General features: G+C 41.5%; 11 protein-coding genes and 1 pseudogene. 10 read left to right on the top strand and 2 right to left on the bottom strand.

Annotated elements, in window-relative coordinates; translation table 11 throughout:
* Positions 1–18: 18 nt before the first annotated feature.
* The 7 genes and pseudogenes from DVO77_RS04890 to DVO77_RS04920 all read left to right on the top strand — a co-directional run bounded on the left by DVO77_RS04890 (position 19) and on the right by DVO77_RS04920 (position 8,011).
* Positions 19–897, top strand: a complete 879-nt coding sequence (locus DVO77_RS04890) for a glycosyltransferase (protein WP_119977549.1) — start codon at positions 19–21, stop codon at positions 895–897.
* A gap of 78 nt (positions 898–975) precedes the next feature.
* A complete protein-coding gene (locus tag DVO77_RS04895; RefSeq protein WP_119977550.1) occupies positions 976–2,082 on the top strand; it encodes a glycosyltransferase in 1,107 nt (368 codons plus the stop codon).
* A gap of 57 nt (positions 2,083–2,139) precedes the next feature.
* Positions 2,140–3,366, top strand: a complete 1,227-nt coding sequence (locus DVO77_RS04900) for a glycosyltransferase family 4 protein (RefSeq protein WP_119977551.1) — start codon at positions 2,140–2,142, stop codon at positions 3,364–3,366.
* Entirely contained in the window at positions 3,359–3,958 is a 600-nt protein-coding gene (locus DVO77_RS04905; RefSeq protein WP_119977552.1) for a sugar transferase, read from the top strand. Before DVO77_RS04900 ends, DVO77_RS04905 begins: the two co-directional genes overlap by 8 nt.
* The gene (locus DVO77_RS04910) at positions 3,955–4,581 is read left to right on the top strand and encodes an acetyltransferase (protein WP_119977553.1); all 627 of its coding nucleotides are present in this window, start codon (positions 3,955–3,957) and stop codon (positions 4,579–4,581) included. The genes DVO77_RS04905 and DVO77_RS04910 overlap by 4 nt, the downstream gene beginning before the upstream one ends.
* An 8-nt stretch (positions 4,582–4,589) precedes the next feature.
* Positions 4,590–5,768, top strand: a complete 1,179-nt coding sequence (locus DVO77_RS04915) for a DegT/DnrJ/EryC1/StrS family aminotransferase (protein WP_119977554.1) — start codon at positions 4,590–4,592, stop codon at positions 5,766–5,768.
* Positions 5,769–6,043: 275 nt separating this feature from the next.
* Positions 6,044–8,011, top strand: a pseudogene (locus tag DVO77_RS04920) (polysaccharide biosynthesis protein).
* A gap of 460 nt (positions 8,012–8,471) precedes the next feature.
* Here the strand turns inward: DVO77_RS04920 and galU are convergent.
* Together galU and DVO77_RS04935 are read right to left on the bottom strand one after the other, a co-directional pair.
* Positions 8,472–9,410 carry a UTP--glucose-1-phosphate uridylyltransferase GalU gene (gene galU / locus DVO77_RS04925; protein ID WP_119977555.1) on the bottom strand — a complete coding sequence of 313 codons (939 nt, stop codon included), beginning with the start codon at positions 9,408–9,410 and terminating at the stop codon, positions 8,472–8,474.
* 575 nt (positions 9,411–9,985) lie between these two features.
* A complete protein-coding gene (locus DVO77_RS04935; RefSeq protein ID WP_119977585.1) occupies positions 9,986–11,152 on the bottom strand; it encodes a nucleotide sugar dehydrogenase in 1,167 nt (388 codons plus the stop codon).
* Positions 11,153–11,246: 94 nt separating this feature from the next.
* Between DVO77_RS04935 and rfbB the strand changes: the two genes are divergently transcribed.
* The 3 genes from rfbB to rfbD are packed head-to-tail and all read left to right on the top strand — an operon-like array spanning position 11,247 to position 14,088.
* Complete coding sequence (gene rfbB, locus DVO77_RS04940; protein ID WP_119977556.1) at positions 11,247–12,323, top strand: dTDP-glucose 4,6-dehydratase; 1,077 nt, start codon at positions 11,247–11,249, stop codon at positions 12,321–12,323.
* Complete coding sequence (rfbA, locus tag DVO77_RS04945; RefSeq protein ID WP_119977557.1) at positions 12,320–13,195, top strand: glucose-1-phosphate thymidylyltransferase RfbA; 876 nt, start codon at positions 12,320–12,322, stop codon at positions 13,193–13,195. The genes rfbB and rfbA overlap by 4 nt, the downstream gene beginning before the upstream one ends.
* Positions 13,196–13,203: 8 nt before the next feature.
* Positions 13,204–14,088: a dTDP-4-dehydrorhamnose reductase gene (gene rfbD / locus DVO77_RS04950; RefSeq protein ID WP_119977558.1), complete on the top strand. Its 885-nt coding sequence runs from the start codon at positions 13,204–13,206 to the stop codon at positions 14,086–14,088.
* Positions 14,089–14,098: the final 10 nt, after the last annotated feature.

Below are 14,098 nucleotides of genomic sequence, written 5' to 3' on the forward strand. Positions count from 1 at the left end.
TTGTAAGGATGTAATTATATGAATCAGCCTGCTCAGATGCCATTAATCAGTGTTTATATACCAACACACAATCGCTCAGGTCTGCTAAGGCGTGCTGTGGATTCAGTATTAGGTCAGAGTCACAAAGACGTTGAGATCATTATTGTTGATGATGGTTCTTCTGATGATACTGTTTCTACTGTACAAAGCTATCTTCAAGAATATGACAATATTGTATTTCTTCGTCACGATAAGCCCAAAGGAGCTTGTGCTGCTCGAAACTATGCAATTTCAGTGGCCAAAGGTAAGTACATTACCGGCTTAGACGATGATGATGAATTTAAGCCGGATCATTTATTGGGTTTATATAATGCGTTCGATGAAAACTATGCTTTTGTTGCGGCTTGTTTGCTGGAGGATACTGGAACTTCGCAGATTGAAAGGTCTCTCGATTGTGGCGTCATAGAATTATCAAGTCTACTGCATTACAACAAGGTGGGTAATCAAGTGTTCACGCTGACCTCCAGAATGAGAGATATTGGGGGATTCGATGAAGCATTTCCTGCGTTTCAGGATTACGATACTTGGGTTCGACTCGTGGCTCGGTTCGGCCCTGGTATAAAGGTCTCACAGGCGACCTATGTATGGCATACTTCTCATGAGCAAGATAGGATCAGTAATTTTCCCACCAAAAGACTGGCCGCTTTGAGACTTTTTACTGAAAAGCATAACGATATGATGTCTCAGGGTCATAAAAATTCGTTAGAGGTCATGCGTATTCGTATGGCAAGTGAAGCGTTTTCACTATCCAGCTACTTAAAGCTGGTTAATAAAGGTAATTGGAAAGCGGCTACCGCTTTATACCTAAATATGAATTTGAAAGTTGTCAAAAGTCTTATTGATCGATTTAGGTTTTAGTAGGGTTGCGCAATCAGTTATCACGACACCATACAACGCAGTATAATCGTTGTGATTTTGGGGCGATAAGGCTTTTAAATGAAAATTGTTTTACTTTCTGCAGCAAATAATGTTCACACCGTAAAATGGGCCAATGGCCTAGCTCGAAGTGGTATCCATGTCCATGTGATCTCTCTTCACGGCGTTACTCAGGATTTTGACCCACGAGTGTCTGTACATGAGCTCCCTGTCAAGGCGCCTTTCGGTTATTTTTTGAATGTTTTTAGACTTAGAAAACTATTAAAACAGATTCGACCCGATCTGTTAAATGCTCATTATGCTACGGGTTATGGATTATTATCTGTTTTAGCATGTCAATATTGTCCTAATGTGATCTCTTTATGGGGCAGTGATGTTTACCTGTTTCCTAAGAAGTCTGCTGTACATTCATGGGTGCTAAACCAGATTCTAAGTCGAGCAAATGCGATTTTTTCAACAAGCCTTTGCATGCAGAATGAATTGAATGACCAATCATTGGCTAAGGGTGTACCTGTATATATTACTCCTTTTGGAGTGAACACTGAGTTGTTTAAACCTATGCCAGTCATTCAAGAACACAATGGTCAGCGTTCTAAAATTGTCATAGGCACAGTTAAGTCACTTAAGCATATCTATGGGATCGATGTGTTACTTCACGCCTTTGGCCGGGTAGTGAGAGAGATGCCTGAATGTGAGTTTGAACTGCAAATATACGGTGAAGGGGGAGAAGCTGATTCATTGGCTAAACTCACAGCAGAACTTGGTCTCTCTAATCTAGTCTTTTTTGGCGGTTTTGTTCCTAACATAGAAGTACCGAATATATTAAACCGTTTCGACCTGTATGTTGCTTTGAGTCGCTCGGAAAGCTTTGGCGTGGCGGTACTAGAAGCATCCTCTTGCGAATTACCGGTTTTAGTTTCAGATGCCGATGGTTTATGTGAGGTTGTATCAAACCGTTCTACTGGGTTGATTGTCCCTATCGATGATATCGCTTCGACAACCGCAGCATTAAAAGAGTTAATAATGGACCCCGTTAAGAGACGCTTATATGGCCTTGAGGGACGCAAGAATGTTGTCGATAAATATTCTGAAACAGCCTGTATCGACACTATGATAGCGGCTTATAAGCAGGTCATTAGTGCTAGTCATCACTATGTGAAAACATAGCAATAGATTTTTACTATAACAAATGGATTTTAAAGGAATACAGTTGGGGCACTCACTTTGAGAATATTATATCTACATCAATACTTTGCGACTCCTAGCTCAAATGCTGGGACGCGCTCATACGAAATGGCTAAACGGCTTGTTGCTAAAGGGCATGATGTTACCTTCGTGACCTCTTCAGCTTACCTTTCTACTGAGAGTGCATTTACAGAAGGTTGGAACTTTCTTGAGCTTGAGGGTATCAAGTTACATGTCTTACACCTGCCTTATTCTAACCGGGATTCCTTCATAAAACGTATATTCAAGTTTTTACAGTTCTCACTTTTATCTACATTTAAATCTTTAACCGTTAAAGCCGATGTTGTTCTGGCCACCAGTACACCTTTGACCATTGCTATCCCGGGATTGATTTATTCGAAATTGAAGCGTAAGCCTATGGTGTTTGAAGTTAGGGACCTTTGGCCGGAACTGCCGATTGCTGTTGGGGTCATAAAAAATCGCTTTGTTATCAAGCTTGCTCAATGGTTCGAAAAGTACACTTACCATAACTCAAAAAGGCTTATCGGTCTTTCACCAGGTATGTGCGATGGGATCACGCGGCACGGAGTTGCTAAAGAGCATGTTTTTCTAGCGACCAATAGCTGTGATACCACATTATTCGATGTTGAAAAGTCAGTGGGGGAAAGATATAAACAGGAAAAACTCCCTTTTTTGAATGGACGAAAATTGGTGGTTTATACCGGTACCTTTGGTCTAATCAACAATGTTGGCTATCTGGTCGAGCTGGCTGCAAAGATGCGGATAATTGATAACAATATCTGTTTTGTTGCGATTGGTGATGGCATGGAGAAGCAGGCTATTATTGAGAAAGCTAAGTTGGTGGGTGTATTTGAACATAATTTATATTTTCTCGATCCTGTGCCAAAAACTGAAATCGTTTCCTTATTGTCTGCAGCCGATCTCTCGATGTCGCTGTTTGGTGATGTCGAGCCGATGTGGCATAATTCTGCCAATAAATTATTCGATGCATTAGCCTCTTCGACACCTATTGCAATCAATTATGGTGGGTGGCAAAAAGACTTTATTGAAGAGTACAAGTGTGGGTTGGTTTTGGATCCAAAACACCATGACAACTCTGCAGCAAGCTTGTCTGATTTCCTCTTGAATGACATATCGTATCAAACTGCAGTGACAAACTGTCACTATCTTGCGTATAACAAGTTTTCACGAGATATTATGGCTGGCAGAGTTGAAACAGCTTTGATGGAGGCGGTGAATGATTAAACGATCTCTCGATATCATATTATCCTTGTTTGCGTTGATTCTACTGTCTCCGGTGCTTTTTGTTGTCAGTCGGAAAGTGAAAACTCATTTAGGTTCCCCTGTTATTTTCAGACAAAAGAGACCCGGTCTGAATGGTCAGATCTTTGAGATGTTAAAGTTTAGGAGTATGAAAGATAGCGTTGATGAACAGGGCAATGTGTTACCTGATTCTGAAAGACTGACACCTTTTGGCCAGAAATTGAGGTCGACAAGTTTAGACGAATTACCCGGGCTTTGGAGTGTACTAAAAGGAGACATGAGCCTTGTAGGTCCGCGTCCTCTTCTGGTTGAGTATCTGCCGTTATACAATGAAGAGCAGGCTAGGCGGCATGAGGTGCGTCCAGGAATTACCGGTTGGGCACAGATAAATGGCCGTAATGCAATTACCTGGGAAGAAAAGTTCAGACTTGATATATGGTATGTTGAGAATCAGTCACTCTTTTTAGATCTGAAAATCCTCTTGTTGACGGTTAAGAAAGTATTTTTCAAAGAGGATATTTCAGCGCAGGGCCATGTTACCATCGAAGCTTTTAAGGGAAGTAAACAAGATTGAGTAAGCTTGCAATATTTGGTGCCAGCGGCCATGGAAAAGTTGTCGCTGAGATTGCTGAGTTAAATGGTTGGTCTGAAATTGTATTTTTCGATGATGCATGGCCAAGTATAACTCAACTGGAGGGGTGGCGTGTTAACGGTGTTACCGATACGCTTATCAACTCTTTGCATGAGTTTGACGCCTTCTTTGTTGCTATCGGCAATAACGCAATCAGACTCGATAAACATATCACTTTTGAATTAGCTGGTGGGAAGGCTACAAGCCTAATTCATCCGTCAGCTGTTGTCAGTAAATATAGTAAACTTGCATCTGGGACGGCTGTAATGGCTAATGCCGTTGTAGGGGCTTTTACCAGTGTTGGCAAGGCTGGGATAATTAATACAAATTGCACCATTGATCATGATTGTAAGCTTGAAGAAGCCGTACATATTAGCCCTGGTGCTAATCTTGCCGGTGGCGTCAAAATAGGGCGCTGTTCTTGGATTGGTATTGGAGCAAGCATCATTCAGCAGATACAAGTTGACTGTAATGTAATAGTCGGTGCTGGGGCAGTTGTGATAAACGATGTCATGCAAGGTTTATCTGTGGCAGGCGTTCCTGCGAAACGTATTCATATAAAATAGAGGTTTTTGTGCTTAACACTCCTTTTTCCCCTTGGCCCTCATATTCTATAGAGGAAGCTAATATTGTCCGTGATATTTTATTGTCTAACAAAGTTAATTATTGGACCGGTCATGAGGGACGTTCTTTTGAAACTGAGTTTGCGGCTTTTGCGGGCACCGAATATGCGGTCGCTTTGAGTAATGGTACTTTAGCGTTAGATATTGCCTTAAAAGCGTTAAATATTGGTTCAGATGATGAGGTGATAACAACCCCTCGCACTTTCCTTGCTTCAGCTTCTTCAATCGTCACTACAGGTGCTAGGCCTGTTTTTGCTGATGTTGATTTGAATAGCCAAAATATTACTGCTGAATCTATCGAGGCTGTACTAACCCCTAAGACTAAAGCTGTTATTGTGGTCCACCTTGCTGGTATGCCAGCAGATATGGATCCCATTATGCAACTTTCCCAAAAACACGGTTTTTATGTAATTGAAGATTGTGCACAGGCTCATGGGGCCCGCTATAAAGGCCGTTCAGTTGGGAGTATTGGGCATATAGGGGCTTGGTCATTCTGCCAAGATAAAATCATGACCACCGGAGGTGAAGGTGGAATGGTAACAACAAATGACAGGCTATTATGGTCAAAAATGTGGTCTTATAAAGATCACGGTAAAAGTTTTGATGCTATCTATAACAAACAGCACCCTCCTGGGTTTCGCTGGCTACATGAAAGCTTTGGAACGAATTGGAGAATGACTGAAATACAGGCTGCTCTGGGACGGTACCAACTCAAAAAAATGGATGAGTGGACACTTAAGCGTCAGGCTAATGGATTGGCCATTGATGAAGCGGTAAAAGATATACCTCTGGTACGGACTGTGCGAGTTGATGATGATTTAGTTCATGCTGAATATAAACATTATGTCTTTATCAATGAATCATTTTTGGCGCAAGGCTGGAGCCGAGATCGTATAATAGATTCGATAAATGTCTTAGGTGTTCCAGCTTTTCAGGGGAGTTGTTCTGAAGTTTATTTAGAAAAGGCATTTGATGACACTGGTTGGCGCCCTAAAGATAGACTTAAAAATGCGGTCGAGTTAGGTGATACTAGCTTAATGTTTCTTGTTCATCCGACATTAACTCCTGAAGAGATCGACACTACATGTGCTGTGATCCGTCAAGTTTTAACGCAAGCAAGTACATTGTAGTTACTTCCTAGTACGTTCAGACAATCAGCTTTGACTGCGTCGTAAGGCGTCATAAAGGAGAATATTGGCTAAGTATTCTCCTTTTTATGTAATCAAATCTTAGTTCATTGCTTTTAGTCAATAGCAGGATTCATCGGTGCACATGGGATGGATTATGTTAGTGTATCCGGTGTGTTTGGAGTCCTTATATGGTAGTCTTACTTGTTTTTATTATGTCTCTATGTGCCTTGTGCTATAGTCGTGCGAGCTCGTTAGTTCACTAAAAGTAGTCTTATATGCTAAATCGTACAAATCTTGAATTAAATTCGGGTTTTTTGAAGTTTTTATTTTCTTTGAAGCGTTCCCATAAACGCTTTATCAGTATGTTTCTCGACTCCATATTTCTGCTGACAGCTTTTTGGTGTGCATTATTCGTTCGATTAGATGTTATCAATATCCTCTCTCTAGGGCATTTTTGGGCTTTAGGGTTTTCATTAATTCCCATCAGTATTATGGGTTTTTATAGGTTAGGTTTATATCGGACCGTTCTTCGTTATCTTGGTTTTCAAGCGTTAGATGCCATATTTTGGGGCGTATTTCTTTCTACTATTTCATTAGTACTCATATCTTACTTTTTTTAAGTACCTCTCCCCCGTACCGTACCCGTAATATATGCTGCTTTTGCGTTAATATTTGTCGGTGGCTCTAGGGCATTTATTCGCTCATTTGTAGGCACAGGTTTAAAACGTATTGGTGAGCCTGTGGTTATTTATGGTGCGGGTGTCGCGGGCCGACAATTGATGACGGCATTAGTACAGAGTCATGAATATTATCCTTTCGCTTTTGTTGATGATGATTCGGCTCTACACGGTACCGTGATCCAAGGGGTGCATGTTCATTCTCCATCTATCATCAGAAAGCTTATTCGACAAAAGAAAGCGACTAAAGTATTGCTGGCGCTGCCGAGTGCTTCCCGCAGGAGAAGACAAGACATTATATTGTCTTTGGAACCGCTGGCTGTACAAATTTTAACTCTCCCTTCGATGGCTGATCTAGTGAGTGGCAATAAGCTATACAGTGATATTAAGGAGGTTGAGATTGATGATCTGCTAGGTAGAGATGCTGTCACTCCTAGAAAGGAACTTATGGCTTCAAATATTACGAACAAAGTTGTTATGGTCAGTGGTGCTGGTGGTTCAATTGGCTCTGAGTTGTGTCGCCAGATATTGAAACTTAGTCCTAAGAGTTTAGTGCTGTTTGAAATCTCAGAATTTGGTTTATATTCAATTGAAAAGGAGCTTGTTTGTACCGCTGAACAATTAGGTATTGATGTGAGGATTTTTCCTATTCTTGGATCAATTCAGCGTGAAAACCGTGTTCAGGCTGTGATGGAGGCGTTTCAGGTACAGACCGTTTATCATGCTGCAGCCTATAAACATGTGCCACTTGTTGAACATAATGTCGTAGAGGGGGTGCGTAATAATATCTTTGGCACTCTGTATACTGCAAAGGCCGCTATTGCTGCAAATGTTGAGACTTTTGTTCTCATTTCAACCGATAAAGCAGTTAGACCTACCAACGTCATGGGAACAACTAAACGAATGGCTGAGTTGGTGCTACAAGCTCTATCTGATGAGCCACATAATACTCGGTTTTGTATGGTGCGTTTTGGTAATGTTTTAGGTTCATCTGGCTCGGTAGTACCATTATTTAAAAAGCAAATTGCTAGTGGTGGGCCTGTTACAGTAACGCACCCAGAGATTACTCGTTTCTTCATGACTATCCCAGAAGCCTCACAGCTTGTGATTCAAGCTGGTGCAATGGGTAAAGGGGGGGATGTGTTTGTTCTGGATATGGGAGAGTCAATAAAAATTGTAGACCTTGCTTCTAAAATGATCCGATTAAGTGGTTTTGAAGTAAAGGATTCGACTCATCCAGATGGGGATATTTCAATTGAATTTACAGGTTTACGACCTGGTGAGAAGTTATATGAGGAGTTATTAATTGGGGATGACGTGACAGGCACTGAACATGAGCGAATTATGACCGCAAATGAGGTGTGTTTATCATGGGATGATTTAGAACCTATTTTAAGTCGGCTCGATATGGCTTGTCACAATTTTGATCATGAGGATATTCGTGATTTATTGATTAATACACCTACTGGTTTTAGCCCGACTGACGGTATATGTGATTTAGTTTGGCAAGTAAAGGCGATTTCAAAGGACAAAACAAGTAATGTCGTCAATCTAGTCTCTTTATAACCCTCTCTTTATCGATAAAATATCAAGGAGTTCCTTTTAAGAGGACTCCTTTGCTAATCCCGCCGAAAAATAATCGCCGCTAAAAATAGAATTTTCTCGTAAGTTAAATATTGGAGATTCTGCAGTGAAAAAAATGATGATACTCGGATAGTCAAATTATCACGATTTTCAAGTAATCAGAAGCAGGCACTGTAGCTGAGCTTTGTCGAGAGCATGGTAGGAGTAACACCACATTTTATAAGTCGATGTGCTAAATATGGCGGGATGCATCACTAGTGGCTCGGATGAAAGCGCAGGAAGATGAAAACCAGCGATTGAAAAAGGTGTTGGCTGAAGAGGGTTTTAAGGTAGAAGTGATTCAGGAAGCCATAACAAAAAAGTGGTGAAGCCCTGATAACGACGCCAAACCACATAAAACTTATAATGGCAGACCATCACTGATGGCTGCCTAAAGTCTACTTTAACTACGGTTACAAATGGGGGGGAGCACCGTTGAGGGGGGGGCTGTTACCGGATTATCATCCAGTAGTGTTCTTATCTGTGTTTTAAAAGCATCACCTAATTTAGCGTCACGCAAACCATATTCTACGAAGGCTGCCATGTAGCCAAGCTTATCGCCACAATCGTGTGATTTGCCTGTCATATTGAATGCTTCGACAACATCCGACTCAATAAGCATATCAATAGCATCAGTTAACTGGATCTCATCGCCAGCGCCAGCTGGTGTCTTGGCAAGCAGCTCCCAGATTTTAGCTGATAGTACATAACGACCTACGACCGCAAGGTTAGAGGGCGCTTCAGCAACCGCAGGCTTTTCAATCATGGCCTTAATAGGTGCAGCGTTACCGGGGGCGATATCTACCCCATAACAATCTGCGATACCATATTTGTTGACTTCACTTTCAGGCACTGGGGCAACCATAATTTGACTTGCTGATGTGGCTTGATAACGCGCGATCATTGCAGCCAAATTTTCAGTTTTTTGGTTAGCGCTATACTCATCCAAAATTACATCAGGAAGTACTACAGCAAAAGGATTGTTACCTATACAAGGTTTAGCACACAATACCGCATGACCAAGCCCTTTAGCTTCACCTTGACGGATATGCATGATGGTCACATCTTTGGGGCAAATAGATTGTACTTCCTCAAGTAATTGACGCTTAACGCGTTTTTCAAGTGTTGACTCGAGTTCATAAGAAGTATCAAAATGATTTTCGATAGCGTTTTTACTAGCATGGGTAACCAAAACAATTTCTTTAACCCCTGCTGCTACACACTCATTGACGATATATTGAATAAGCGGCTTATCAACAAGAGGTAACATTTCTTTAGGAATAGCTTTAGTAGCGGGTAACATCCTTGTACCTAGCCCTGCCACTGGGATTACAATTTTCATTAAAATATCCAACACCTGAAAACAAGCTTTTACAAGACATGAAGCGCCAATCGCGACATGTGGTTATTTATATCTAACAGCGTTAGTTTTTACCTACATAAATGGTTAGCATGAATTACATCTTTGGCAACTCTATTTCCCTTATGAAAACCGGGATACTAGCTTAATCAATAATTAACAGGCAGCACAGCACAAATACTTTCAGATAAAAATTAAAAGGATAATAACTTATTATTAGAACCTTTAAATCGAGTTAACTGTCTAGGGCCTGTTGATCTTTCAAGGTTATTTTTGCAGCGAGTTGCTGGGTATTCATACAAGGCAGAAGCTTTGTAGTGTAGTTATTCTACATAAAAAGCTGAGAACGCAGTAGAAATACCCAACAAACGCTGCCCTAAGGGGTCGGCTAAAAACGTTTTACTCTTTGTTAAGTGAATTTTGCTTAGATGACTAGGCTGCAATCCACTCGCCTCGATTAAAACGTTTTTGTCTCGAACAAAATTCAACCAGCAAAGATCAACAGGCCCTAGTGATAAGTATTTTGTTTTTGTTGTTGGCTTTATGTTTTGGTATTGTTAGTCAGAACCAAATAAGTCACGGGTATATACTTTATCTGCAACATCATTAAGTTCATCAACCATACGATTTGATACAATTACGTCCGCAACTTCTTTAAACTCATCAATATTTTTTATCACTTTTGAGTTAAAAAATTCAGTTTTTTCAAGTACGGGTTCATATACCACAACCTCGATACCTTTGGCTTTAATACGCTTCATGATACCTTGAATTGATGAGGCTCTAAAGTTATCAGAACCACTCTTCATCACTAATCGGTAAATACCTACTGTAGTTGGTTTTCGCTTTATTATTGCATCTGCGATAAAGTCTTTACGTGTAGTGTTTGCGTCTACAATTGCACCGATAAGGCAATTAGGTACATCAGCATAGTTTGCCCGTAACTGTTTAGTATCTTTAGGTAAGCAATAGCCGCCATAACCAAATGAAGGATTATTATAGTGGCTTCCAATTCTTGGATCTAAACCTACGCCTTCTATGATCTGTCTTGTATTTAAACCATGGCTCTCAGCATAAGTATCAAGCTCATTAAAGTAAGCCACACGCATAGCTAAATAGGTATTTGAAAATAGCTTAACAGCTTCAGCTTCAGTGGAATCTGTTAATAGAATCGGAATGTCATCTTTAATCGCAGCATCAGTTAGTAGGGATGCAAAAACTTGCGCCCGTTGTGAGTTCTCACCAACGATCACTCTAGAAGGATGGAGGTTATCGTATAAGGCTTTTCCTTCTCGCAAAAATTCAGGAGAAAAAATAATATTATCGCAGGTAAACTTGGCCCGAACACTCTCAGTAAACCCAACTGGAACTGTCGATTTAATGATGATAACTGCATTGGGGTTTATTGCTAATACGTCCAGAATGACAGATTCTACTGAATTGGTATTAAAGTAGTTTGTTTCAGGGTCATAATCAGTTGGTGTCGCTACAATAACATAAGAAGCATTTTCATAAGCAAAGAGCTTGTCACTAGTCGCTATCAGATTTAATGATTTAGTGGACAGATAATGCTCAATCTCTTTGTCGGCAATGGGGGATTTCTTATCATTGATTAATGCGATTTTTTCTTCATTTATATCTACAGCAACAACCTCATTATGTTGCGCTAATAATACTGCGTTAGACAAGCCAACATAACCAGTGCCAGCAATAGCTATTTTCATCTTAAAACCTTTCCAAAAAATATCGGCGTACGTTACCATCTAAAAAGCAAAAAGTCTCGGTTCCATTGCACACAAAAGGTACGGAAGTACGTAAATGAAATTTTTAATTACTGGGGGGGCGGGGTTTATTGGCTCTGCAGTTATTCGACATATTTTAAAGAATACTGATAACTCAGTAGTTAATGTCGACTGTTTAACTTATGCTGGTAACTTAGCATCCCTAAGTGATATTGATCAAGACGCTCGCTATGTATTTGAACTCGTTAATATTTGTGACCTCGCCGAGCTTGAACGAGTTTTTACTGAACATAAGCCGGATGCCGTTATGCACCTCGCGGCTGAATCTCATGTTGATCGCTCAATCACAGGGCCTGCTGCTTTTATTCAAACCAATATTGTCGGTACCTTTACTTTGCTCGAAGTAGCACGAGCATATTGGCAACAGTTACCAGATACGGCCAAGCAAGTTTTCCGTTTTCATCATATCTCGACCGACGAAGTCTATGGTGATCTAGAGGGTGGCGATGACTTATTTATCGAAACCATGCCTTACCAGCCCTCAAGCCCTTATTCAGCGTCTAAAGCCTCTAGCGATCATCTTGTACGTGCTTGGACAAGAACCTATGGTTTTCCGGCGATTGTGACTAATTGTTCTAATAATTATGGTCCTTATCATTTTCCTGAAAAACTCATCCCATTGATGATCCTCAATGCCTTAGAGGGCAAACCGTTACCGGTTTATGGTGATGGTATGCAAATTCGAGATTGGCTCTATGTCGAAGACCATGCTCGTGCACTCTATAAAGTGGTCACAGAGGGCGTTGTGGGTGAAACCTATAATATTGGCGGTCACAATGAGAAGGCCAATATTGAGGTGGTTAATACCATTTGCAGTTTACTTGAAGAATTAGTCCCCCATAAGCCTCAAGGTGTAGCTTTGTATGCTGATTTAATTACTAAGGTCGCAGATCGCCCTGGCCATGATGTTCGCTATGCTATAGACGCGTCGAAGATTGAACACGAGCTTGGCTGGACACCGCAAGAGACGTTTGAGTCGGGCATGCGTAAAACCGTTGAGTGGTATTTAGCTAATAAACAATGGTGGTCGCGAGTGCTAGACGGCTCATACGCGGGTGAGCGTTTGGGGTCGTTAACAGGAGCGGTTAAATGAAAGGGATAGTATTAGCCGGTGGTTCAGGTACGCGTTTATATCCACTGACGCGTGGCGTCTCTAAACAATTACTGCCCATTTATGATAAACCCATGGTGTTTTATCCTATTTCAATCCTCATGTTGGCCGGTATTCGCGAGATATTAATCATCTCGACACCCGAAGATAGTGATAGCTTTAAGCGTTTATTAGGTGATGGGGCTGACTTTGGCGTCCAGTTTGAGTATGCCGTGCAACCTAGCCCTGATGGACTCGCGCAAGCGTTCATCATAGGTGAAGACTTTATTGGTGATGACTCGGTGTGTTTAGTGTTAGGTGACAATGTTTTCTATGGGCAGTCCTTTTCTAAAACGTTGCAGAGCGCGGCAAAACGTGACGTTGGAGCCACAGTATTTGGTTATCAAGTGAAAGATCCTGAGCGCTTTGGTGTGGTTGAGTTTGATGATGAGATGAAAGCGGTGTCGATTGAAGAAAAGCCCCTTAATCCCAAATCTAACTATGCCGTGACTGGCCTGTATTTCTTTGATAATCGCGTGGTAGACATGGCAAAACAGCTTATGCCCTCTGAGCGCGGAGAACTTGAAATTACCGCTATCAATGAGATGTACCTTAACGATGGATCACTCAATGTTGAGTTACTCGGGCGTGGATTTGCTTGGCTTGATACCGGCACTCATGAAAGCCTGCATGAAGCCTCTTCCTTTGTTCAAACCATTGAGAATGTGCAGGGGCTTAAAGTGGCGTGTTTAGAAGAGATCGCTTGGCGTAATGGCTGGCTGACGAGAGAGCAGGTGTTAAAGATTGCTAAGTCTATGATGAAAAATGAATATGGCCAGTATCTTACTCGGCTCGTTACAGAGAAAAACAGGTAGTTTCATAGATGAAAATACTGGTTACTGGCTGTAATGGCCAAGTCGGTCGCAGTCTAACAAGGTTGCTTGCTCAACGTGACGCTATGGTGGTGATTGCCGCCGACAGAGATACCTTAGATATTACCGATAACAGCGCGGTAGCGGCGTTTATATTGGCTAATGTCCCCGATATTATTATTAATGCCGCGGCTTACACTGCGGTCGATAAAGCCGAAGATGAGGTTGAGTTAGCGTTTGCCATCAATAGTGATGGCCCTAAGCTTATAGCGTTAGCGGCGCAACAGATAGGCGCAACCTTATTACATATTTCCACCGATTATGTGTTTGCTGGTGATAAACAGGGGCTTTATCAAGAAAGTGACAGCCCAGCCCCACAGAGTGTGTATGGCGAGAGTAAGCTTGCCGGTGAGCGTGCCGTCATGCAGTCGTGTGATAAACATATCATTATGAGAACCGCTTGGGTGTTTAGTGAGCATGGTAATAACTTTGTCAAAACCATGCTTCGCCTAGCCAAGACGCACGACAGTTTGAGCATAGTGGGCGATCAATTTGGTGGCCCAACGTATGCTGGTGATATTGCCAGTGCACTGCTCACCATCGTCGATGCGGTTGCTGCACAAGAGCCGATTGAATATGGGGTTTATCACTATTCAGGTTTACCGCATGTGAGTTGGTATGAGTTTGCTGATGCTATTTTTGATATTGCGGTTAATGAGTCACTTATCTCTAACAAGCCCAAGTTGACTCCGATCCCCACTCAAGAATACCCCACACCAGCCAAGCGCCCAGCTAATTCAATGTTAGATACGGCTAAAATTACTCAGCACTTCGGTATCGAGGCGAGCGACTGGAAACAGGTGCTTAACACCAATATACACGCATATAAAGGTTGATAGTTACGTT

The sequence above is a fragment of the Shewanella algidipiscicola genome (genome assembly GCF_003605125.1).
In the GTDB taxonomy this organism is placed as follows: Bacteria; Pseudomonadota; Gammaproteobacteria; order Enterobacterales; family Shewanellaceae; genus Shewanella; species Shewanella algidipiscicola.